This is a genomic window from Streptomyces sp. NPDC029014 (genome assembly GCF_055564695.1).
Map to the genome: position 1 here is coordinate 30,742 of NZ_JBVHVT010000007.1, position 21,154 is coordinate 51,895.

Consider the following 21,154-nt stretch of genomic DNA (forward strand, 5'->3'; position numbering starts at 1 on the left):
TGCCCAGTCGACGCGGCCCGGCCTCGTGGCGTTTCCTCGTCAGCAGCCGTGCTGCTGACCTGGTGAAAGAGGGGATTCAGTGGCTGATCGGCGTCGTTGCCCGTCCCAGGGGCAGCAGCGGACCTGGTACCGCTGGTAGCTCGTCAGGCTTCGTGCGGTGTGCAGGTGGCCCCGCCCCCACATGGGGGCGGGGCCACTTGCGTGTAGGCAGTCCGCGGGGCGTCCGGTCCGCCGTCCCGTGACGGGGACGTGGCGGACGGGGCCCGCGTCAGAACGCGTAGAGCGCGTTGCCGTTCAGGCCCGCGGACATCGCGCACCCGTTGGAGAACGTGTGCTTCCACGCGAGGCGGCTGCCGCGCCAGACGCCGTCGGCCGTGATGGTGACGGGGTCGTAGTGCAGCGGGCAGGCCCGGCCCGGAGTCTGCGTGGCCACGAGGCGGTTGAGTTCGCCGTCGGTGGCGTTGAGGGCGTCGCACGCCGCCCGCGGGTCGGGGTGTGTGCCCTCGGCGGTGTAGGCGCAGTTGAGGACCGTCGCCCGCAGGACGGTGCCCGTGCCCGCGTCGTCCCCCTGAGTGATGGTGAGGACCACGGCGGACGGGGCGTACAGGCTCGCGGGCGCCGCCTCGGCCGCGCCCGTAGCACCGGCGAGGCAGAGGAGTGCGGCGGCGGAGACTGCGGCTAAGCGGGGGCGCATGACAACACTCGCTTTCGATTCGAAGGCACAAGGGACCGTCACATCTTCTATGTGGCGGTGGACTTACCTCGACCCTGACAGGTGCGAAGGCGGCCCGCACATCGACGGTCGACTTACGGACAGGTAGTGCGTATTCCGGACGATCCCGGCTTCGCACAGCTCCCGCCGGGTGCGGGCGCGGCCGGCCCGCCCGGCTGCGCTTCCCTCCGGAGTCCCCGCGCTGGTGGCGGCCGGGCCCGGTGCACGGGAGAGCCCGCCAGGGTGACCGGATCGATGCGGTGGGCCGGGGTCCGAAGTCGCCGGAAGACCGCGGCGGCCGCTAGCTGTATTGATCACGAGCGTTGTTAACAGGGCCGGTTCCGACCCAGGTGCGAACCGTGCGTAGTGCACGTCGAGCTGGTGACAAACGCGACTGTTGCCGGGGCTCCACGCCGTGACACCTTGGACCGCGTCACCGACCGAGGGAGCAGGTGTGAGCAAGGGGCACGCGGCGTTCTGCGACGCCGACCGCTGGTTCTACGACGCGCCGTACCGGCGGGTCGGCGAGAGCTTCCCGGCCGCCCTGGCCCCCGTACCCGAGGGGTGGACCTCGCACCGCAGCGGCGACTGGCTCGCCCTGCGCCCCCTCGGCCTGCGACTGCCCTCCCAGGGCTGGAAGATCCACGTCTCGGCCGGGCTGGGCAACGCGGAGGCGGTCCTCGGCAAGGTACACGCCTACTGCGTGGAGCGGGGCGTCGCCTTCAAGTTCGTGCCCAGCCGGTACCTGCTTCACCTGCGCAACGCCAAGTACGCCGACCGTGCGGCGAGCGGGAAGTTCCTCACCGTCTACCCCGCGGACACGGACGGCTGCCGGCGCATTGCCGAGGACCTCGACGCCCTGCTGGCAGGCGAGCCCGGCCCGTACATCCTCAGCGACTTGCGCTGGAACGACGGCCCGGTCCACCTGCGCTACGGCAGCTTCACGCTGCGGCACTGCTACGACGACGCCGGCGAGCTGGTCCCGGCGGTCGAGGCGCCCGGCGGTCGCCTGGTGCCGGACGCGCGGGGACCGGTGTTCCAGCCGCCCGCCTGGGTCGAATTCCCCGACTTCCTGCGTCCCCACCTGGAGCGCCGCTCGGCCGTCACGCTGGAGGGCGTCCCGTACACCGTGGAGCGGGCCCTGCACTTCTCCAACGGCGGCGGGGTCTACGCGGGGCGCGACACCCGTACCGGCGAGCCGGTCGTCCTCAAGGAGGGCCGCCCGTTCGCCGGGCTCGCCGCCGACGGGGCGGACGCCGTGACGCGGCTGCACCGGGAGCGCCGGGCCCTGGAACAGCTCGACGGGCTGGACTGCGTCCCCTCCGTCCGCGGCACTTTCACCGTCGGCGACCACCACTTCCTCGCGCTCCAGTACCTCGACGGCAGGCCCCTGAACACCTACTTCGCCCGCCGCCACCCCCTGATCGAGGCCGACCCCGCCCCCGCCGAGCTCGCCGCCTACACCGACTGGGCCCTGAAGATCCACGCGCGGGTGACCGAGGCCGTCGAGGCCGTCCACTCCCGCGGCATCGTCTTCAACGACCTCCACCTCTTCAACATCATGGTTGCGGAGGACCCGGATACGGGCGAACCGTCCGTCGCCCTCCTCGACTTCGAGGCCGCCGCGCACGTCGACGAGGGCCTGCGCCAGACGGTCGCCAACCCGGCGTACGTGGCACCGCCCGACCGGCGCGGCTTCGCCGTCGACCGCTACGCCCTGGCCTGTCTCCGCCTCGCCCTGTTCATGCCGCTGACGAGCCTGCTCGTGATGGACCGGGCCAAGGCGGCACACCTCGCGGACATCGCGGCGGAGCAGTTCCCCGTTCCCCGGTCCTTCCTCGACGAGGCCGTACGGGAGATCCTCGCCGACGCCGGGACCACGGAGGAAGACGGGTCCGACGTCGGCGCCGAAGGGGGGACCCGCACCGGAGCCGGACCCGCCGGAGACCGATCCAGAGCCGTACCCGTGGCCGTACCTGCGCCCGCACCCGCGGCCGGACCTGCCCCAGTACCCGCGGCCGCACCCGCACCCGTACCCGCGGCCGCACCGGTCGCCGGACCCGCGGCCACCCCCGACGGCGCGCCACCCGCCCCCGCGCGTCCCTACCTGCCCGCCGACCCGGGTGACTGGCCGGCCGCCCGCGCATCCATGACCGCGGCCCTCCACGCCGCGGCCACTCCCCACCGCGAGGACCGGCTCCTGCCCGGGGACCCGGCGCAGTTCGCCACCGCCGGCGGCGGAGTCGCCTTCGGCCACGGGGCCGCCGGCGTCCTGTACGCGCTCGCCGAAACGGGCGCCGCGCCCTGGCCCCAAGCCGAGGATTGGCTGCTGGACCGGACGAAAGACCCGGCCTCCGGCACTCCGCTGGGCTTCTACGACGGCCTCGCCGGACTGGCCTGGACCCACGACCGGCTCGGCCACCGCGACCGCGCGACCGCCCTCGCGGAGCGCCTCCTCGACCAGCCGTGGCAGTCCGCGGGCCCCGACCTGCACAGCGGCCTCGCCGGCATCGGGCTCGCCCTGGACGCCCTCGGCACGGCCACCGGGGAGCACGCCCTGCACACCGCCGCCCTGCGCTGCGCCGACCTGGCGTCCGAAGCTGCCGCCGCCGGGCTGAAGCGGGCGGGGCTGCTCTACGGCCACACCGGCATCGCCCTGCTCCACCTGCGCCTCTACGAGCGCACCGGCGATCCCGAACTGCTCCGACGCGCCGCCCGCTTCCTGCACCAGGACCTGGACCGCTGCGTGACGAGCGCCTTCGGCACCCTCCAAGTGGACGAGGGCTGGCGGACCATGCCCTACCTCGGCGCCGGCAGCGTCGGCATCGGGATGGTGCTCGACGACTGGCTGGAGCACGCGGCGGACGACCGCTTCGAACAAGCGCGGACCGGGATCGTCCAGGCCGCCCAGGCGACCTTCTACGCCCAGCCCGGCCTCTTCCGCGGAGCCGCCGGCATGATCCTCTACCTGTCCCGGACCACCACACCCGGCCTCGGCACGGCGGCCGGCGACATCGCCCGGCAGATCGGGGCACTGGCCCGCCACGCGGTCCCCTACCAGGGACGACTCGCCTTCCCGGGCGAGCAGATGATGCGCCTGTCCATGGACCTCTCCACCGGCACCGCCGGCGTGCTGCTCGCCCTGGGCAGCGCCGCGACCGGCGGGCGGGCGCACCTGCCGTTCCTGCCGCCGCCGCGCTCCGCGGCGGCCCCAGAGCCGGTCCCCCACCGGGGGGCCGTAACCCATCGGAACACCCCAGCGAATGAGAGGAATCAGTCATGACCCTTCTCGACCTGCAGTCGATGGAAACCCCCAAGGAAGAGACCACCGAGGCCGCGCACCTCACCGGCGGAGGCAGCCGCGCCAGCCTGCTCCTGTGCGGCGACAGCAGCCTGAGCATCACCACCTGTAACTGATCAGGTCCCTTCGGGCCCGGGCGGCATGCCGCCCGGGCCCGCACCCCGTCCCGGAGGAGCCGCCGCCGATGACCCCGACCGACGACCCCGGGGCGGCGGCCGCGCGCAGTGCCGACCGGGCGCTGCGGGCGGCTGCGCGGCACAGCGCCGGCCGGACCGCCGCCGTGTTCGGCTGCTCGCTGGCCGCCGCCTGCGCCGCCCTCGCCGAACCCGCCGTCCTCGGCCACTGCCTCGACCTGCTCCTGCGCCGCGACCCGGCGGGCACCCGGTGGGCCCTGCTGTGCGCGGTGCTGACTCTGACGGAAGTACTGCTCGACGCTACGACCACGCGGCTCACCGGCAGCGTCGACGCCCGCTCCGCCGCCTGGCTGCGGCGGCGCGGGCTCACGGCCCTGCTGCGCACCGCGCCACACCACGCGCAGCGCCACGCCCCCGGGGAAGTCTCGGCCCGGCTCACGGCCCACGCCGCCGGCGCCGGAACCGTTCCCGCGGCCGTCGCCACGACCGCGACGGCCCTGCTGCCGCCGCTCGGCGGACTGGCGGCCCTGTTCCTCGTCGATGTCTGGACCGGCGTGGCCTTCCTGGTCGGACTACCGTTGCTGGCCCTGCTGCTGGGGACGTTCGCGCGCGCGTCGGGGGCCAGCGTCGGCCGGTACCAGGAGGTGCAGCTCGCCATGGCCGGATGCCTCGCCGAGGCCCTGGCCGGGGCCCGCACCATCGCCGCTGCGGGCACCGCGGAGCGGGAGGCCGCCCGGGTCCTCGCGCACCTGCCGGAACTGGGTCGCGAGGGGCGGAGGATGTGGCGGATCTACGGCGCGGCCACCGCCCGTACCGGCACGCTGATGCCCCTCCTGCTGTACGTGGTCCTCGCGGTGGGCGGCCTCCGGCTCGCGGCCGGGGCGCTCGGCCTCGGCGGCCTGCTCGCCGCCGTCCGCTACGCGGGCCTCGCCGCCGGCATCGGCGCCGTCACGGGCCGGCTGGCCTTGGTGGTGCGCGGCCGGGCCGCGGCCCACCGCACGGCGGCCCTGCTCGACCTGCCGGAGCTCTCCCAGGGCGAGCGGCGGCAGGCCCCCGCCGGCCCCGGGGCCCTGGAACTGCGCGGGGTGCGCGTCGAGCGGGCGGGCAGGGCCGTCCTGCACGACGTCGACCTGCGGATACCGGGCGGCGCCACCACCGCGGTGGTGGGCCGCTCGGGCTCCGGCAAGACCCTGCTGGCCGCCGTCGCCGGACGCCTGACCGCCTGTGACGCGGGCCAGGTGCTGCTGGACGGCACCCCGCTCGAGGAACTCACCGCGGGAGCGCTGCGCCGGGAGGTGGGCCACGCCTTCGAGCGGCCAGCGTTGTTCGGGGACAGCGTCGGCGCGGCCATCGCGTTCGGCGCGCCGCCGGAGCCCGGACCGGACGCCGTGCGGGCCGCCGCCCGGGCAGCCGGCGCCGACGCGTTCGTACGCCGCCTGCCCGACGGCTACCGGACGCCGCTCGACGAGGCCCCGATGTCCGGCGGGGAACTGCAACGGCTCGGTCTGGCTCGGGCGTTCTGCCACGCGGGCCGCCTGCTCGTGCTGGACGACGCCACCTCCAGCCTGGACACCGTCACCGCCCGCCAGGTGGAGCGGGCCCTGGCGCATGGCGTGCGGGCCGGGACGCGCCTCGTCGTCACCCACCGCGCTTCCACGGCCGCCCGCGCCGACCTCGTCGTATGGCTGGAGGAGGGCAGGGTGCGGGCGACCGGGACGCACGCCGGGCTGTGGCGGGACCCCGCCTACCGCGCGGTGTTCGGGGCCGGCGGGGAACCCGCCGGCGAGCGGGCCGACGGGCCGACGGCGTGGGAGGCGGCGCGGTGAACGGGCACGGCGCCTGGGGGCGGGTCGGAGCCGAGGGACGGCGCTTCCTGCGCGGGCGGGCCCGGACGCTGGGCACCCTCGCCCTGTGGTCCCTGCTGGAGTCCGCACACACTTTCCTCGGCGGCTACGCGGTGGCCCGCGCCCTCGACGACGGCTTCCTGGCCGCCCGGCCCGCAACGGGCCTGGGCTGGCTCGCCGTCGCCGGGGCCGGCGCCCTCCTGGGCGGGCTGGCCCTGCGGGGGGTGTTCGCGGGACTTGCGGACCTCGTCGAACCGCTGCGGGACGGTCTGGTCCGCCGGGCCGTACGGCAGGCGCTGGAGGGCGCCGCCGCCGATCCGGCGCGGGCCGCCCGTTCCGGGGCCGTTTCCCGCCTCACCCAGCAGACCGAGATGGCCCGCGACTCCTTCGCGGGGCTGGTCCTCGTCGCCCGTTCCTTCGTCTTCACCGCGGCGGGCGCACTGGCCGGGATGGCCGCGCTCGCGCCGGTGCTGCTGTTGTTCGTCCTGCCGCCGCTGCTGGTGGGGACGGCCGGCTTCCTGGTCACCCTGCGCCCCATGGCGCGGGTGCAGAGGAGGGTACTGGACACCGACGAGGCCCTGGCCGCGCGGGCCGGCGAGCTCGCGGCGGGCCTGCGCGACGTGGTCGCCTGCGGAGCCGGGGCCGAGGCGGGCAGCCGCCTGGAGTCGTTGATCGCCGACCAGGAACGGCTGACCCGGCGGCTCGCCCGCTGGGCCGCCGTGCGCACGACGGCCCTCGGGGTGGCGGGCCGCTTGCCCGTCGTCGTACTGCTGCTGGCGGCGCCCTGGCTGATCGGCCGCGGGCTGAGCGCGGGCGCGCTGGCCGCCGCCCTCACCTACCTGGTCCAGTCGCTGCTGCCCGCACTCGATGCCCTGATGGGCGCCCTCGGCGCCGCGGGGACCCGCCTCCTGGTGGTGCTGGACCGGTTCTGCCCGCCCCGGCAGGCCCGGGGGCCGGTGCCCGCCCCCCGTACGGAACCGCCTCAGCCGTCGCCGGGAGCGCGGCAGCCCGGTCCGGGACCGGCGGCCGGCGTCCCGGTTCCCGCGGCCGAGCTGCGCCGGGTGCGCTTCGCGTACGGCCCCCACGCCCAGCCGGTGATCGACGGCCTGGACCTCGCCTTGCGCGAGGGGGAGCACCTCGCCGTCGTCGGACCGAGCGGCATCGGCAAGTCCACCCTGACCGCGCTCCTGGCCGGGCTCCTGCTACCCGACCGGGGCACCGTACTGCTGGCCGGTGCCCCGGCCGGCCGCCGTCCCGCCCGGGGCCCGGACCCCCGGCGGACCCTGCTGCCGCAGCAGGCCTACGTCTTCACGGGCTCCGTCCGGGAGAACCTCGGCCACCTGTCCCCGGGGCCGGTGCCGGACGAGCGGCTGGAACGCGCCCTGTCCGCCCTCGGCGTGGACGGGCTGGTGGACCGGCTGGGAGGCCCGGACGCGCCGGTCGAGCCGTCCCGGCTGTCCCAGGGCGAGCGCCAGCAGCTGGCCCTCGCGGCCGCGTACCTCTCCCCCGCGCCGCTGCTGCTGCTCGACGAGGCCACCTGCCACCTCGACCCGGAGGCCGAGGAGCGCGCCGAACGGGCGCTCGCCCGACGCCCGGGAACCCTCGTCGTGGTGGCCCACCGCATCTCCTCGGCGGCCCGCGCCGACCGGGTCCTCGTCCTCGACGGCACCCGCGCGGTCCACGGCACGCACGCCGACCTCCCGGCCCGCTCGCCCCTCTACCGCGACCTCGTGGGAGGGTGGGACGCGCAGGGGTGAACGGGCCGGTGCCCTTGGCCCCGACGCCTCAGACCCAGCCGGCCTGCCGGGAGATCCGGATCGCGTCTATCCGGTTGCGGGCGCCGGTCTTGCGCTTCACGGCGGCCATGTAGTTGCGCACCGTGCCGCTGGCGAGGTGCAGGGCGTGCGCGATCTCCGCGACGGAGTCGCCCTCGGCGGCCCGGGCCAGCACGCTCAGTTCGCGCGGGCTCAGCGGCACGTCGTCGGCGTCGAGGAGGGCCGACGCCAGGGAGGCGTCGACGAACCGCTCGCCGGCGGCGACCTTGCGCACCGCCCGGACCAGCCGACCGGGCGACCCGTCCTTGTCCACGTAGCCACGGGCCTCGGCCCGGACGCCCCGCCGCAGCGAGCCGGGCGCCCCCGGCGTGGCCAGCACCAGCAGCGGAGGCGGCAGCTCGGGCAGCGGACCGGCGGAGCCGGTAGCGGTGCCGGCCTCGAGGGCGGCCGACGCGCCCGGACAGTCGAGGTCGACGACCGTCACGTCCGGGCGTAAGGACTCACCCCGCCGTGCGTCGCAGGTCCGCCAGCTGGCACAGCTGACGTCGAAGCCGCCTTCGGATCTCAGCAGAGCGGCGAGGGCCGACCTCACGATGCTGACGCTGTGCAGGACGAGGACCTTGGTCATCCGGGCTCTCCTCAGGAGGTGATCACTGGGCACCAAGCGGGTGCCCAACTCCGCCGCGGAGGAACATCGCATCCCGCCCCGTCCGAGCCCCCGTGGCCGAACGCCGCTCCCTGCCGGTGCGGCCCTCTACGCCGCCACCTGCGCGCCACGCTCCACAGCTACACCCGTGACGGTGCGAGACGCGCGCCGCCACCCCGAACCGGTAGGGCCGATTCTGCTCGGTGCCGCCCACCTGGCCCGGTCCGGCACCGTCCGCGGAATTACGCGGGACGCCCCGCCCACCCGGTTCGAGAGCGGCCTCCGGCAGCTGCGCCGGGGCCGGGCCGCTTCTGCGCCGTTCAGCGGGGGTGGCGTCCTGTCGGTACCGCAGTCGGCCGTCCTGGACGGCCATGCGTCGGCCCGGGAGCGGGAGGCGCACAGGCGGAGCGTCGGCGGGCGGCGTACGCGCGGGTATGGTTCGCGGTCGAGGTCGCACCTGGTAGAGCTGGTCCCGATCGCGTGCGGGAGAGAGGCGGGAGGGCTGCCCGGTGGACGGTCTTCGGCCGCGGACGGTGGTGTGTTCCTTCTGCGAGGCGGCGCCTGCTGAGGTGCGGTGCGGACGCTCGCTCTCTGGGGTGGGTGGCTGACGGTCACCTGGCACGACCGGAGGTGTCCGCACTATCTCGCCGACCGAGTGCTGGCGATCGGGGAGTCACGATCAAGTCCGCGTGGCCGGGCGACTTCGACAACGCAGCCCTCAACGCACTGCACGCTGACGGCTTCGGCCCACCGGTCGCTGAGACTGATGGCGAGAACGACTTGAGCGCCAGAGTCTCGGCTGGGCTGCGCCTGGGAAGACGGCGTGCTGAGCGGGAGAACTCGGCGGCCTTCTTGGGTGGGCGCCGACCAAGGCAAGTCTGATTTCGGGTCTAGGCTCGGAGGACCTTCCGGAGGAGTGCGCCGAACTCGGCGGGGTGTGTGGTGAGGCCGGTGTGCCCGCCGGGGAAGTGCAGGAGCTCCGATCTGAGACGCTCGGCCAGGAACGCGGCCGGACGGTAGGGCAGTTCGCCGCGTGAGTCCTGGCCGCCAGCAAGTACGAGCCGGTCCGATAGTGCCTCTAGCCGGTGGATGTCCGGGGCGTAGGACATGAAGCTCGGCACCACGCGCCCGACGAAGTAGGGCAGGTTGGTCATCATCCGCTCGACCCGCTCCGCTGCCTGTGGTGGAAGCTTGATCTCGGCCTTCGGCTCGGTGGTGTCGGAGTCCTTCTTCAGACCTGCGGCGAAGACGGCCATCGCCGGCATGAGTCCCTCTGCGTGGAGCGTTGCCTGGACGCGCGCGATGAGCGCGCGATGTTTGGTGGCGTCCGGAAGGACCTCCACCACCGGCGGCTCGTGTGCCACGAGGCGTTCGACGCGTTCGGGGTGGGCGGTGAGCAATTGCAGGGCGGCGATCGCGCCCGAGCTGCAGCCGAAGACGCGTGCGGGCTCGCCAGGCGACAGCAGTTCCAGTATCCGGAAGGCGTCGTCGGCGTGCTCGGCCACTCGCTGCCCAGCCTGGGGGTCGTCCAGCGTGCTTCGGGACATCCCGCGCGGGTCGTAGGCCGCGACGGTGTATTCGGCGGCCAGGTCGTCGGCGATGCCGTCGAAGGAGGCCGCGTCGCCCGCCCCGCCGGGGATCAGCAGGAGGAGCGGGCCACTGCCGCGCACCTCGTAGTGGAGGGTCGCGCCGTTCACGCGCAGGCTGCCGATGGTTGGGGCGGTCATGCGGAGTCTCCTTCTCGGGACGGGGGCCAGTGCTCCAGGAGGGTGTGGAGGGCGTCGAGGGCGCGGACCCAGGTCTGCTGAGGGGAACGCTCGTGCGCGAAGCCGCCCGCGGCCTCCAAGGCGACGAACCCGTGGAACGTGCTGCGCAGCAACCGGACCGCGTCGGTCAGGTCGGGTTCCGCGAGTCCGTAGCCGCGCAGCATGCCGTAGGTCAGCTCGACCGCGCGCCGTGGTCCGGGCGCTTTTGCGGCCAGTTCAGGGTCGATCTGGATCGGGGTCTGCGTCGCCATGTAGCGGCCCGGATGCGCGTGGGCGTACTCCCGCCAGGCGTTGGCAAACGCGACCAGCGCATCCTTGCCCGCCCGCCCGGAGGTCGCCTCCGCGATACGAATGGTCTTCTCGTCCGCCGCCAACAGCGCGATCCGTCCGCGCAGATCCTCCAGGCCGCGGACATGCGTGTAGAGGCTCGCGTCCTTCACACCGAGCTTGCGTGCAACCTGCGACATGGTCACCTGGTCGAGCCCTACCTCGTCCGCCAGCTCGGCGCCCGCGATCGTCACCCGCTCCGCCGTCAGCCCTGCCCGCGCCATGCATCCTCCCCATAAACCTAGGATCCCTAGTTTTAACCTAGGGATCCTAGGAACGCAAGGAGGAAGGAAGCGGCTCACGCCGGTGCTGCGGGTTGCGGGTGGCCCCAGTCCTGGTCACTGACAGAAGGCGTCATTGCCATCACTCGCCGTGAACATCCACAGAGCCTGTGATCACTGAACGCCGCCGGAACCCAACCCACAAACAACGCTGTCCGTTAAAGGGATCTGGCTCACGTTCCGTGAAGCGTGCACCCTGAGTGATGGTTGCGCTGGGTACCGCGGCAGGTTCGGTGCGCGCTTACGCGCTCCTGTCTGCATCTTCCTGCCGAAGTGCCCAGCGTCGGCGGGCGATCTGGCTTGTCGCGCGTCCCCGCACGCGTACGATCATGCTTTCGCCGGCAGGCAAGGAGGGGACGGATGGCAGGCGTATGGGTGACGGTGTGTCTGCCAGGCGAGGCCGCAGGCGATATCGAAGGGGCGCTTGGAGAGGCCCTCGCGCCTTTCCACCTGCACACGGATGACAACCCGGTCGACCGCGGCATGTGGGACGCACGCCGCATTCGCGGCGGCGGGGACGGCACGGGTTTCGCTGTCGCACCTGGAGATGGGCGATCCCGGACTCATCCACGACGACCCTGGATATGACGGTTCGCCCCGTCCCAGCGCCCCGGGCGTCTGCGCCGGAGGGCCGCGTGCTCTGCTCGATTTCTCGCAGCCGAACCTGGCCCGCGAGCGCGCGGTCGCCGCGTCCTGGGACCTATGGCACAGGCTGTCCGCCCTCCACCCTCCGGCGATTCCCCTCGCCGTCTTCGTCGACCGCTGGTGGAACGACGCCGACGCATATCCCGGTGACCGGTGGGGAGACGAGATGCTCTCCGCCTACCGGGCCCAGCCGCTGATCAGCGCCAATCTCGACCATCCGTTCAGCCTCAACATGGGGCATCTCGGGTTCTTGGGCCCTGCCGATCCACAGAAGCACCCGGTGATCGGCTACGCCGGAACCCGTTCGGGTGGGGTGTGCCGCGGCCGGCGCCGTGCACGGCCAGCATGTGCGCGCAGCGTCCGGCCCGCGGTGTGAAGGCGGCGCCGGTCGACTTCCTGGCTGACAGCGCGTCGCGTGACGGGCGCTCAGCGCCTCGTCTCGTACCTGGTCAGGATCACGCCGCAAGAAAGCGTCCGCGTCTCCACCAGGTGCAGGTTCACCCAGCTGTCCAGCGCGGTGAAGAACGGGGTGCCGCCGCCCACCAGGACCGGCGCGGTGGCCAGCACGTACTCGTCAACCAGCCCGGCCCGCAGGGCCGCCCCGGCGAGCGTCGCGCCGCCGAGGTCCATCGGCCCGCCGTCCTCGGCCTTGAGCCGGGTGATCTCGGCGACTGCGTCGCCAGTGACCAGGCGGGTGTTCCAGTCGACCTTGTCGATCGTCGAGGAGAACACCACCTTCGACATGTCCCGCCAGCGGCGCGCGAACTCGATCTCCGCTGGGGTGGCGTTGGGCCGCTGGTCGGCGGTCGGCCAGTAGGAGCTCATCGTCTGCCACAGCTTGCGCCCGTACAACGACAGGTCAGTCGCCTGCAACTGGTCGGACCAAAACTGGAACAGCTCGTCGCTCGGCACGCTCCAGCCGATGTCGTCGCCGGGCGCGGCGATGTAGCCGTCCAGGGTCAGGTTCATGCCGTAGATCAGTTTCCGCATGGCGCCAGCCTTCCGTGAATCGGTCTCACGCGTACAGACCGGCGCGGCGCGGGAAACTCATCGGTCGCGATCTGAGCTCGCATGGAGTCCTCGTGGCTCGCCCCTCAGCCGCACGTACGCAGAATCGCGAGCCCGTCCCTGCGGACGGACGTCCAGGGCTTCGGAAGGCCGACCGCGTTGATCCAGGAGCGTTCTGTGGAATTCGTCGTGGACTCTCAGCCGCCCAAGTTCGAGATGACTGACGAGCGTGGCCGGTCCGTCGACCGTATGGGGCTGAACCTGGGCAAGAGCGAAGGCCGATTTCAGGCTCGAGGCCTACGCCAAGCAGACCGGCGGGGTGTACGAGTGGACGGCCGACCTCGACCTACTGGTGGGAGGCGAGCCGAAATCCCTGACCCTCTCCGACCAGGGCCAGCCCTTCCGGATCGCCGGGACCCTGCCGGATTCCGCACCCTCCGTGAACCTCCCCGCCCGGCTCCACTGCCGCGAGCATCCCCAGGACCCCTCCTGCTGAGACGCCATCGTCACCAAGCCCTGCAGCTCCGCGTGAATGTCAGCGGGGACGAACAGCAACCCTCGTCTTCGAGCCGGCGCGGACGCCAACGGCACCGTGCCTTCGCCGGTCGAAGCACCGGCCCGTTCGGGCGCTTCACCGCTCGCGGCAGTGGCCGCCGACCGCCCCGTCCCGTTGCCCGATCGGGGGCGGCGGGCCAGGCCCGGCATCCTGAGCACCAGAAGCTGTCGGACGACGTCCCCGGCTGAGTGCAGGACGAGCCCCGGCGGTGCCGGAGGCGGTGACCGGCGGCCACTGTCTGGCGATCGGGTGGGCGCGCCGAGCCGTGCCCGCCCGGGATCGGTTCCTCCTGCCCGCGCCTGCTTAGGGCCTACCTGGGCCTCCGCACTGCGTACACGTGGCGGCTGTCGACCGTGCCGCCCTTGGCATCACCCTTGGCGTACTCGCCGAGCGTCCACAGGACGTCCTGTCCTCCGTCGTAACTCACGTCCTCGGGGCCCACGTTCAGCCCCGACCTGCGCACGGCCGGCCTGTCGCCACGCGAGGACTTCAGCGAGCCCGGCTTGTTGCCGGCGCTCGTCGTGAGGTAGTAGGTGCCCCGCACACTGACGACGCCCTGCGCCTGCCGCCCGTCCTTCATTTTGTGCTCCTCACTCGCCGTCAGGCCCCTGAGGAAGCCGTCTCCGCCGAGGGACCACCGGACGACCCGGGGCAGCCTCGTGTCGGATTGCTGATCGGGCTTGGGGAGGAACTCGCTGACGAGCAGGGAGGGCCGGGCCGTCGTGCGGTCCAGGGCCACCTGCGAGAACGTCAGCCGGCTCCCCGCGTTGTCGTACGCGAGGCACTGCGGCAGGACGTACTCGTAGTCGTGGGCGTGGAAGACCGAGCCGCTCCCCTGCCGGCCGATGCCGGGGCCCCTCGTGACCTTGAATATGTGGTCGAGGTCGAAGACCCGCAGGCCGGCGCGGGCGGAGTCGGCGACGTACAGCCGGTTCCCGTACCAGGCGATACCGCCGGCGTGGAGGGTCGTGGTCACGAAGTTGGCGGGCCCGCCCTGGTCGTCGGTGTACGGCTCGACCAGCAGCACGTTCCGGTACTTCAAGGTCTCCCGGTCGACGATGCTGACCCGCGCACCGTGGCCGTTGCGTGCGTCGGCGTCGTACCAGGAAACGATGATCGTCCGGCGACCGTTGTGCGTGCTCTTGCCGTGACCGTCGTACGTGGTGGTGATGCCCTGCGGTCGCCACTGCGGGGCCGTGAAATCGAGGCCCTCCCACGTGAATCCCTCGACGAGGTTCTCCGGGGCCCTGTCACCGCCTTCGGTGGGCCAGCCCTTGATCGGCTTCGCCTTGCGGGCACCCGGCGCCACCGAAACCGCCTCCGGGGACGCGGTCCGGAGTTCACGACTCAGGCCGTCGATCGAAAGCCGGTACAACCCCCTTCTCTGCCAGTCGGGACGGGTCCGCGGCTCGAGCCGGAAGCGGGACGCCTCGGCCAGGGGCTCCGCGGCCTGAGCTGTGGAGGGAAGTAAGAGACCGCCGGCTGCGGCAACCAGCGGGGTGGCGGCCATTCCTCGGAGGATAGCCCTTCGTGATGTGTCCATGCCGCGCAACCGTAAGTGCGGTTCCTTCGGCCGACCAGAGGTCGCACAACCCTCCGAACGAATCCGGACACCGCCGCACCACGACGCCCCGGCACAGAGCGACGCACCCGCCCCTCCCGGCACCACGCGGACGCCGAAAAGGCGGCCAGCGGAAGGCGGCAACAGGTCGCGGCCCTCGCCACCGAGCTGGTATCCAAGGACGCGGCCGCCGTGTCCCACCCGAGGTAGGACCCAGGCATGTTCGACGCCCTAGCCACCGCCACCGCCGACCGGATGCTGGCCGCCCAGCGGCACGCCGCCGACCAGTTCCGGCCACCGGCCACCGGGTATGGGGGTATGGGGGTATGGGGGTATCGGGGGGAACCGTGTCGGCGGCCGCCGGCCCACACTGGCTTCGCGTGGTCTGCACCGAGGCCGGCACCGAAGGCGACGAACTCTGGAAAGGCCCCTCCACCTCCCGTGCCCTCAGGCGTCCAGGCTCTCCCGCAAGGTCGTCCACCAGGAGTCCGACAGACCCGGGTGCCGGGAGAGGTCGGGCGTCTCCGGCGAGACAACGGGCTGGGCGATGTAGTCGATCAGCTCTGCCTCGAAGACGTACTCGCCGCCGTCCCACCGGTGCAGGTCGTGAAGGTGTAGGCGGGACACCTTGTCGGACACGCGTTCCTCGGCGAGGGCGCTCGTGCCGTACGCCTGCACGCCCTGATCGACAAACTGGAGAACTGGCCGTGAGCGGCATCGAATTCCTGGCCTCCTTCATCACGACCGGGCGCCTGCACGGCATCGGCATCGGTTCCACCCTCGGTGAGGTCGACCAGGCCCTGCGGCACCGCTGCGTCGACGTCATCGGCGGGGGCGGAGCCTCGCTGCGCCGCGACTACGGGTTCGTCGAGTTCTACTTCAACCCGGGGGAGGAATGGGTGGTGTCCGGCGGCTCGATCGAGCTGCACCGCCTCGCCAACGCCCCCGAGCTGGCGGCGCGGTGGAAGGAGAGCACGGGCGTCGAGTTCGCCCCCTACACGGCCTGGGCGGACGTGCGGGAGGTGCTCGCCGGCGTCGCTCCGGTCCCGGAGTTCACCGTCACCGACCAGGGCGGTTTCATGGAGTACCGGGCGGAGGCGTCCTGCGTCTCCGTCCTCGTCGTGGACGACGAGGAGGAGGAAAGGGGCTACCACGCGGGCCATGGGGACGTGTGGAGCGTCAGCCTCTGGGCGCCCGTACGGGCGAACTGACGCCAGCGCCCAGCGTGAGGTGAGGGTGCCCGCAATGCCCGACCGGTGCGGGCACCACCGGCGTGAGCACAAGGACGTCTGGGCGGAGCATCCCCGGCCGCCGTCCTGGCCACCACACGGCTCGGGCCGCCGCTCCGGCTGACCCAACCGCGGCACGTCCGCAACGCTCACGTCCAGGCGCAGCCGTTTGAACCTGAGCGGGTGCCGGAACACCCCGCCGTGGTCCACCGCTCCGTCCGCGCTGATCTCCGCGACCAGCTCGGGGCGGACGAGCACCGCATCCGGACGTGGCGGCTCCCCCACGCCGCGGCCAACCGCACCTTTGTCCAGGGGTGACCGGGGGCCGGCGGCGGCGAGGTGCTCGCCGACCTGCCGGGACGCGTCCGGGCGCAGGGGCACGGTCCGGCCGACCGCGCGCAGCCGGCCCGAGGTGTCATGGCGGCCGAGGACGAGGAGGTGCGGGCGGGCCGGAGTGCCGGTGATGGCGCCGATGACGGCTTCGGTGGTGTCCCGTCTTCTGATCTTGGTCCTTGACTGCACCAAGGCATCTCGTTCAATCGGGCGGCGTATTCGGGCTGTGGTCCAGCTGGCCCGGACCTCGTCTCGTGAGTCGTCGTTCAGCACCGTGTGCGTATCAGGTGACGGATGCTCAGCGATGGCTGAGCCCGTCGGTCAGTCGATGCCTTCGATGATGCGGAAGTCGCGCTCGAAGCCGTCGGGGAGGGCCACCAGCGCCTTCTGGTATGCCTCGCTCTCGTATGCCGCGACCGCCTGTTCGAAGCTGTCGAACTCGATCAGAACGACGCGTTGCGTGATTCCGGCCTCGCGGGCGACGACTCGACCGCCACGGGACAGCAGGCGCCCGCCCCCAGCCCGGACAGCCGGACCCGCCAGCTCGTTGTAGGCAGTCAGCCTCTCAGGGTCGGATATGGCGGGGTAGACACTGACCCAGTAGCCCTTGGCCATGGAAACCTCCTGTGTTCGGCCGGACACGTCCGACGTCGAATGGACACTCAGATTGCTCGATCCCGGCGACGGAGCACCGGGCATGTGTGAGGACGTGCTGATCCGGCCTGGTTCGGCTCTGCCACCCGCGGCTGCCGGTTCGCGTCCCGGCGAAGTCTTCCTCAGCGCCCCGGGCGCCTTCGGCGACGGGGGAAGGTGCCGGAGACGGAAACGAAGGCCTCCCGGTCGACGGGGTCGGCCATGGCGGGTAGTCCAGCCCGTCCACGCAGGAGGAGACACGGCCTCATCCGAACCTCGCCGGGTGTTCGCCACCGCTGGGTGCCGTCGGCGTCAGCAGCAGACTGAGGTCGAACGCCGGCGCGCTGTGGGTGATGGCACCGACGGACATCGCGTCGACTCCGGTCTCCGCGACGGCCCTGACCGTGTCCAGCGCATGTTGTCCAACATGATCCACTCGACTCCCGCGCGCAGCGCCTCGATGGCCTGGGCTGTCGACTCGACCTCCACCTCGACGGCGACGCCCCGCGTGTCACACGCGTGCACTGCCGCGATCGCGGCGCTCACGCCGCCCGCCGCGGCGATGTGGTTCTCCTTGAGCAGGACCATCACCGCGAGGTCGAGCCGGTGGTTGCTCACTCCGCCGGCGGCGACCGCGGCCTTGTCGAGCGCTCGAAGCCCGGGCGCTGTTCTGCGGGTGTCCAGGATCCGTGCCGGAAGCCCGGTCACCGCCTCCGCGAAGGCCGCGGCGGCGGCGATGCCGGACATGCGTTGCAGGAGGTTCAAAGCTGTCCGCTCGCCGGTGATGATCTCTCGTGCGGGTCCTGCCGGCGTGAGCAGGTCCTGCCCGGTGTGGACGCGGTCGCCGTCCTGAACGTGCTCGGTGACGACGACGTCGCTGCCGGGCTGCCGATGTACCTCGGCTGGGATCGTCGTGCCGGCGATCACGCCGTCTTGGCGGGCGACGACGCGCGCATGGGGCCGTCCGGCACCGCCCGGCGGGTGGTGATGTCGTCCTCGGCGCGGTCTTCGACCAGGGCGCGGCGCACGGCGTCCGCCATGGCGCCGACGGCGACCGCCGTCTGGTGCGCCGGGGGCGGGGCTGGGGCACGGCGTTCGGGGCGAGAGATGCATAAAGCATTCATATAAATATTGTATGCTTCACGCATGAGCCGTCAAGACCCCACTCGTGGCGCTTCCACTGCGATCGGGTCGGCCCTCTACGGGCTGGCCACCAGGGCTGTGCGCCGCCTTCCGCGCGACATGAGCATCACGTCCGCCGCCACCCTGGCCACCCTGCACAGGACCGGCCCGCGACGCATCACCGATCTGGCCGTGATCGAGGGTGTCACCCAGCCCGCGATGACCGTGCTGGTCCGGGTGTTGGAGGAGTCCGGACTGGTCGAGCGGAGGGGCGACGCGTCCGACAAGCGGGTCACGCTGGTGTGTCTGACCGAGGCCGGCGCGTCGTACGTTCGGACGCGGTGCCAGGCGGGCGTCGATGCGTTCGCGCGGCTGATCGACGAACTCGCCGACGACGAGGTCGAGGCCCTGGTGGCGGCGCTTCCGGCGCTGGCGCACCTGGCAGAGCTCGAAAACCAGGACCGCGAAGAGCCGAAGCGGTGACGGGGCGCACCCCGGAGCGCTCCGAGGCGCGGCTGCTGGTCCCCGCCCTGCTGTTCATCGCCCTGGTCGTGGCGGCGGTCGCCAGCCTCGGGACGCCGCTGATCACCAGTGTGGCGACCGCGTTCCACGTCTCGCTCGACAGCGCGCAGTGGACGCTGACCGTCGCACTGCTGAGCGGCGCCGTCGCCACGCCCGTCCTCGGCCGGCTCGGAGCCGGCCCGCACCGACGGGCCGCGATCCTCGCCACGCTGGCGATCGTCGTCGTCGGCAGTGCGCTGACCGTGCTGCCGCTGCCGTTCGCGGGGCTGCTCGTCGGCAGGGCGGCCCAAGGCGTCGGGCTCGGTCTGACGGCGCTGATGATGGGCGTGGCCCGGGACCATCTTCCCGAGGAGCGCAGCACGGCGACGATCGCCCTGATCTCGGTGCTCTCGATCATCGGCGCCGGCATCGGCTACCCGCTCACCGCACTGCTCGCCGAGATCGGCGGTGTACGGGCCGCCTACGGCTTCGGTCTGTTCGTCACCGCTGTCGCCTTCCTGACCGCGTGGCGTTCCATACCCGCGGCTCCCGAAGGCCGCTCCGCTCACGTGACCGTGGCGGGTGCGCTCGTCCTCGCGGGTGGACTGTTCCTCCTCCTGTTCCTGGCCGGCCAGCGGAACCTGTGGAGCCGTCACCTCGCCGTGGCGGTGATCCTCGCCGTCGTCGCCGTGCTCCTGCTGTGCGTCTGGACCGCCTCCGAGCTGCGCAGCAAGACGCCCCTGGTCGATGTCCGGGCGGTGCGGCACCCGGCGGTCGCCGGAGCGAACATCGCCATGCTCGTCGGCGGGAGCGGCATGTACCTCCTGCTCACGCTCATCACGCGGTACGTGCAGACGCCGCACAGCGCCGGCTACGGCTTCGGGCTGACCACCTTCGTCGCCGGGCTGGTCCTCGTCCCGTTCTCGGTGCTGGGGTTCGTCGCCGGCAAACTCACGCCCCGGGTTCGTACGCTGATCGACGCACCCGTGCTCCTGGTCGGCAGCGCCGTCATCGTCGGCGGCGGGTTCGTCCTCTTCGCCGCGGCACGGTCGAACCTGGCCGAAGTGCTCGTCGCGATGGGTGTGCTGGGCTTCGGTGTCGGCAGCTTCTCAGCCGCCATGCCCGGCGTCATCCTGGCCGTCACGCCCAAGAGCGAGACGTCGAGCGCAATGAGCTTCAACTACGTCGTTCGCAGCGTCGGGTACTCCCTGGGCAGCGCGACAGGCGGCCTGGTCCTGGCCACCGGCACCGACACTGGTCATCTCTTCCCGACCGACCAGGCCTACACCACCGCAGCGCTGGTCGGCATCGCTGCGATGGCGGTCACCGCCCTGACCGCCACCGCTCTCGCGCGCCACCGCCCGCCCGAGATCAACCCCACCGCGGCCACGGCCAGCGCGCCGATTCAGGGCCGGTCGAGCCGATGACCGGCTCGCCGGAAGGGCGGCGGCCCCGTCGCCCTGATCGGCGCCGAGGAGACATATCGACGATCGCCAGCGCCGACGGCCTGCTGAGACGAGAGGAACAGGTGGACCACGACTCGGCCGGCAGCCTGCGCGGCCTTGCCTCGACCATGCCGGAACGCACCACAGAGGCATGGCACTGCGGACCATCATCGGCGCGATTGACGGATCCGGGTACGCCTGGTGGATGGTGCCGCGCTTGCCGTCGCACACGTCCCGGGCCAGCTTGTGGCGGGACCCCTGCACGGTGAGCTGCCGGTTCGTCTGCCGCCCGTAGGTCTCGTCCGCCGGGTCGACCACCGGCAGCAGGTGCTCGGTCTTGGCGATCCGCCCGTACTCCGCGAACGCCGCACCCAGCGGAGTCGGGCGCCCCTCGCGTCCGAACATGCGCAGCAGGCCGTAAGCGCGGACCTCGGAGTTGGAGCCAGTGCGTTCTGTGCAATCCGATCCGTCAAGTAGCTTGGGGGATTCCGCTGTTCGACATGTGTTGGCCGACTGGGCAGAAGGCCGAGAGACTCAGGCCGTGGACAAGGGGATACCTGGTTTCGAGCCGTCCTTCCTGGTCGGGCTCAAGGCGGTTCGGCAGGCGCACGGATCACGTCTGGCGGCGCTCGCCGGTAGGAGGTTGACGGGCTTCGCCGTGGTGCGTTTCGCCGAGGACGGGGACTGGTTCGCCGACTGCCCGGTGGTGCTGGACTTCGACGGCATCCAGGTGGAGGTCTGTCACTGGAAGTTCGACGAGCTATCGATCGGCTGGGACACGATCGACACCGCGGCGGACATCGCCGGGTGGGAGTGGTTCGAGCTGACGCCCCAGTGGTCTCGGCGCGACGAGCGCCTCGAACCGTTCGTCGGCCGGGAACTGCGCGAGGTCGCGCTCCTTGAATGTCGGCCAGCAGCAGGCCGTGACCTGGCGGCTGGAACGGTGGCGGTGGAGTTCGCCTTTGCCGGGGGCTGTCTGCGGATCGTCAACGGACTCGACGAGAACCGTATCGAGGTCGGTGGAGCCCAGCCGGACTACGTTCGGCACCGGCTGGACCGATGAGTCCGGCAGCAGGGCGGCGGCCTGAGCATCACGATCTGCTGGGGAGTCGGCCCGGCCGGAGTGGGACCGCGGACCGTCTGGAGCGCCTGCCGGCCGATGTGCTCCGAGACCACGACGTCGCCCTCGGATTCACCGAGCAGTACGTGCGGTTGGTCCTCCGTCGAAGGGTGACGTCGCCGTGCTGGCCCGCACCGTCAAAGGCCTGTCATTGGCAGCGCGAACCGAGGCCATCTCACGCATCCAGCCGTCGACGTGCCCGCCGCCTGCCATCC

20 protein-coding genes and 2 pseudogenes are annotated in these 21,154 nt (G+C 72.4%); 11 read left to right on the forward strand and 11 right to left on the reverse strand.

Going from position 1 to position 21,154, the window contains the following annotated elements:
* Positions 1-268 precede the first annotated feature (268 nt).
* Positions 269-694 (reverse strand): subtilase-type protease inhibitor, encoded by a 426-nt coding sequence (locus tag ACZ4VL_RS05590; RefSeq protein WP_468196211.1) that lies wholly within the window; start codon positions 692-694, stop codon positions 269-271.
* Positions 695-1,166: 472 nt separating this feature from the next.
* On the opposite strand from ACZ4VL_RS05590, the gene lanKC reads away from it, so the two are divergent.
* The 4 genes from lanKC to ACZ4VL_RS05610 all read left to right on the forward strand — a co-directional run bounded on the left by lanKC (position 1,167) and on the right by ACZ4VL_RS05610 (position 7,748).
* Positions 1,167-3,995, forward strand: coding sequence for a class III lanthionine synthetase LanKC (lanKC, locus tag ACZ4VL_RS05595; protein ID WP_468196214.1), 2,829 nt, complete (start codon positions 1,167-1,169; stop codon positions 3,993-3,995).
* Positions 3,992-4,129 (forward strand): SapB/AmfS family lanthipeptide, encoded by a 138-nt coding sequence (locus ACZ4VL_RS05600; RefSeq protein WP_403672069.1) that lies wholly within the window; start codon positions 3,992-3,994, stop codon positions 4,127-4,129. The genes lanKC and ACZ4VL_RS05600 overlap by 4 nt, the downstream gene beginning before the upstream one ends.
* 68 nt (positions 4,130-4,197) lie before the next feature.
* On the forward strand, positions 4,198-5,973 hold the full coding sequence (locus tag ACZ4VL_RS05605) for an ATP-binding cassette domain-containing protein (RefSeq protein WP_468196216.1): 1,776 nt from the start codon (positions 4,198-4,200) through the stop codon (positions 5,971-5,973).
* Entirely contained in the window at positions 5,970-7,748 is a 1,779-nt protein-coding gene (locus ACZ4VL_RS05610) for an ATP-binding cassette domain-containing protein (protein WP_468196219.1), read from the forward strand. Before ACZ4VL_RS05605 ends, ACZ4VL_RS05610 begins: the two co-directional genes overlap by 4 nt.
* 28 nt (positions 7,749-7,776) lie before the next feature.
* Here ACZ4VL_RS05610 and ACZ4VL_RS05615 read toward each other — a convergent pair whose 3' ends face one another.
* From ACZ4VL_RS05615 to ACZ4VL_RS05625, 3 genes are all read right to left on the reverse strand, one after another.
* Complete coding sequence (locus ACZ4VL_RS05615; protein WP_468196222.1) at positions 7,777-8,394, reverse strand: response regulator transcription factor; 618 nt, start codon at positions 8,392-8,394, stop codon at positions 7,777-7,779.
* A gap of 908 nt (positions 8,395-9,302) precedes the next feature.
* Positions 9,303-10,139, reverse strand: a complete 837-nt coding sequence (locus tag ACZ4VL_RS05620) for an alpha/beta fold hydrolase (RefSeq protein WP_468196224.1) — start codon at positions 10,137-10,139, stop codon at positions 9,303-9,305.
* Positions 10,136-10,729: a TetR/AcrR family transcriptional regulator gene (locus ACZ4VL_RS05625; protein WP_468196226.1), complete on the reverse strand. Its 594-nt coding sequence runs from the start codon at positions 10,727-10,729 to the stop codon at positions 10,136-10,138. The genes ACZ4VL_RS05620 and ACZ4VL_RS05625 overlap by 4 nt, the downstream gene beginning before the upstream one ends.
* Positions 10,730-11,333: 604 nt before the next feature.
* Here ACZ4VL_RS05625 and ACZ4VL_RS05630 point away from each other — a divergent pair.
* The gene (locus ACZ4VL_RS05630) at positions 11,334-11,807 is read left to right on the forward strand and encodes a hypothetical protein (RefSeq protein WP_468196228.1); all 474 of its coding nucleotides are present in this window, start codon (positions 11,334-11,336) and stop codon (positions 11,805-11,807) included.
* A 50-nt stretch (positions 11,808-11,857) separates the two neighbouring features.
* On the opposite strand, the gene ACZ4VL_RS05635 is transcribed toward ACZ4VL_RS05630, so the two are convergent.
* The gene (locus ACZ4VL_RS05635; RefSeq protein WP_468196230.1) at positions 11,858-12,421 is read right to left on the reverse strand and encodes a dihydrofolate reductase family protein; all 564 of its coding nucleotides are present in this window, start codon (positions 12,419-12,421) and stop codon (positions 11,858-11,860) included.
* Positions 12,422-12,758: 337 nt separating this feature from the next.
* On the opposite strand from ACZ4VL_RS05635, the gene ACZ4VL_RS05640 reads away from it, so the two are divergent.
* Positions 12,759-12,935 (forward strand): hypothetical protein, encoded by a 177-nt coding sequence (locus ACZ4VL_RS05640; RefSeq protein WP_468196233.1) that lies wholly within the window; start codon positions 12,759-12,761, stop codon positions 12,933-12,935.
* Positions 12,936-13,305: 370 nt separating this feature from the next.
* On the opposite strand, the gene ACZ4VL_RS05645 is transcribed toward ACZ4VL_RS05640, so the two are convergent.
* Both ACZ4VL_RS05645 and ACZ4VL_RS05650 read right to left on the reverse strand, forming a co-directional pair.
* A complete protein-coding gene (locus tag ACZ4VL_RS05645) occupies positions 13,306-14,304 on the reverse strand; it encodes a hypothetical protein (protein ID WP_468196235.1) in 999 nt (332 codons plus the stop codon).
* 699 nt (positions 14,305-15,003) lie between these two features.
* Positions 15,004-15,234: a hypothetical protein gene (locus ACZ4VL_RS05650; RefSeq protein ID WP_468196238.1), complete on the reverse strand. Its 231-nt coding sequence runs from the start codon at positions 15,232-15,234 to the stop codon at positions 15,004-15,006.
* Positions 15,235-15,263: 29 nt separating this feature from the next.
* Between ACZ4VL_RS05650 and ACZ4VL_RS05655 the strand changes: the two genes are divergently transcribed.
* Complete coding sequence (locus ACZ4VL_RS05655) at positions 15,264-15,767, forward strand: hypothetical protein (protein ID WP_468196240.1); 504 nt, start codon at positions 15,264-15,266, stop codon at positions 15,765-15,767.
* Between the two features lie 201 nt (positions 15,768-15,968).
* Positions 15,969-16,103, forward strand: a complete 135-nt coding sequence (locus tag ACZ4VL_RS05660) for a hypothetical protein (protein WP_468196242.1) — start codon at positions 15,969-15,971, stop codon at positions 16,101-16,103.
* A 336-nt stretch (positions 16,104-16,439) separates the two neighbouring features.
* On the opposite strand, the gene ACZ4VL_RS05665 is transcribed toward ACZ4VL_RS05660, so the two are convergent.
* The 3 genes and pseudogenes from ACZ4VL_RS05665 to ACZ4VL_RS05675 form a co-directional block, all read right to left on the reverse strand.
* On the reverse strand, positions 16,440-16,733 hold the full coding sequence (locus tag ACZ4VL_RS05665) for a DUF1330 domain-containing protein (protein WP_468196245.1): 294 nt from the start codon (positions 16,731-16,733) through the stop codon (positions 16,440-16,442).
* A gap of 283 nt (positions 16,734-17,016) precedes the next feature.
* A pseudogene (locus ACZ4VL_RS05670) lies at positions 17,017-17,678 on the reverse strand (beta/alpha barrel domain-containing protein).
* Positions 17,675-17,875, reverse strand: a complete 201-nt coding sequence (locus ACZ4VL_RS05675; protein WP_468196247.1) for a hypothetical protein — start codon at positions 17,873-17,875, stop codon at positions 17,675-17,677. Before ACZ4VL_RS05675 ends, ACZ4VL_RS05670 begins: the two are co-directional and overlap by 4 nt.
* Before the next feature lie 22 nt (positions 17,876-17,897).
* Between ACZ4VL_RS05675 and ACZ4VL_RS05680 the strand changes: the two genes are divergently transcribed.
* Together ACZ4VL_RS05680 and ACZ4VL_RS05685 are read left to right on the forward strand one after the other, a co-directional pair.
* Positions 17,898-18,356: a MarR family winged helix-turn-helix transcriptional regulator gene (locus ACZ4VL_RS05680; RefSeq protein ID WP_468196249.1), complete on the forward strand. Its 459-nt coding sequence runs from the start codon at positions 17,898-17,900 to the stop codon at positions 18,354-18,356.
* Entirely contained in the window at positions 18,353-19,801 is a 1,449-nt protein-coding gene (locus ACZ4VL_RS05685; protein ID WP_468196251.1) for an MFS transporter, read from the forward strand. The genes ACZ4VL_RS05680 and ACZ4VL_RS05685 overlap by 4 nt, the downstream gene beginning before the upstream one ends.
* A 159-nt stretch (positions 19,802-19,960) precedes the next feature.
* Here the strand turns inward: ACZ4VL_RS05685 and ACZ4VL_RS05690 are convergent.
* Positions 19,961-20,248, reverse strand: a pseudogene (locus tag ACZ4VL_RS05690) (Tn3 family transposase); the annotation flags it as partial.
* Between the two features lie 112 nt (positions 20,249-20,360).
* Here ACZ4VL_RS05690 and ACZ4VL_RS05695 point away from each other — a divergent pair.
* Positions 20,361-20,882 (forward strand): hypothetical protein, encoded by a 522-nt coding sequence (locus ACZ4VL_RS05695; protein WP_468196254.1) that lies wholly within the window; start codon positions 20,361-20,363, stop codon positions 20,880-20,882.
* Positions 20,883-21,154: the final 272 nt, after the last annotated feature.

Excerpts from the sequence above, each read along its gene's own strand:
- ACZ4VL_RS05605 (WP_468196216.1), top strand. The coding sequence starts at position 4,198 with ATGACCCCGACCGACGACCCCGGGGCGGCGGCCGCGCGCAGTGCCGAC.
- ACZ4VL_RS05665 (WP_468196245.1), bottom strand. The coding sequence starts at position 16,733 with ATGGCCAAGGGCTACTGGGTCAGTGTCTACCCCGCCATATCCGACCCT.
- ACZ4VL_RS05680 (WP_468196249.1), top strand. The coding sequence starts at position 17,898 with ATGAGCCGTCAAGACCCCACTCGTGGCGCTTCCACTGCGATCGGGTCG.
- ACZ4VL_RS05620 (WP_468196224.1), bottom strand. The coding sequence starts at position 10,139 with ATGACCGCCCCAACCATCGGCAGCCTGCGCGTGAACGGCGCGACCCTC.
- ACZ4VL_RS05675 (WP_468196247.1), bottom strand. The coding sequence starts at position 17,875 with ATGAATGCTTTATGCATCTCTCGCCCCGAACGCCGTGCCCCAGCCCCG.
- ACZ4VL_RS05630 (WP_468196228.1), top strand. The coding sequence starts at position 11,334 with ATGGGCGATCCCGGACTCATCCACGACGACCCTGGATATGACGGTTCG.
- ACZ4VL_RS05590 (WP_468196211.1), bottom strand. The coding sequence starts at position 694 with ATGCGCCCCCGCTTAGCCGCAGTCTCCGCCGCCGCACTCCTCTGCCTC.
- ACZ4VL_RS05625 (WP_468196226.1), bottom strand. The coding sequence starts at position 10,729 with ATGGCGCGGGCAGGGCTGACGGCGGAGCGGGTGACGATCGCGGGCGCC.
- ACZ4VL_RS05635 (WP_468196230.1), bottom strand. The coding sequence starts at position 12,421 with ATGCGGAAACTGATCTACGGCATGAACCTGACCCTGGACGGCTACATC.
- ACZ4VL_RS05600 (WP_403672069.1), top strand. The coding sequence starts at position 3,992 with ATGACCCTTCTCGACCTGCAGTCGATGGAAACCCCCAAGGAAGAGACC.
- ACZ4VL_RS05615 (WP_468196222.1), bottom strand. The coding sequence starts at position 8,394 with ATGACCAAGGTCCTCGTCCTGCACAGCGTCAGCATCGTGAGGTCGGCC.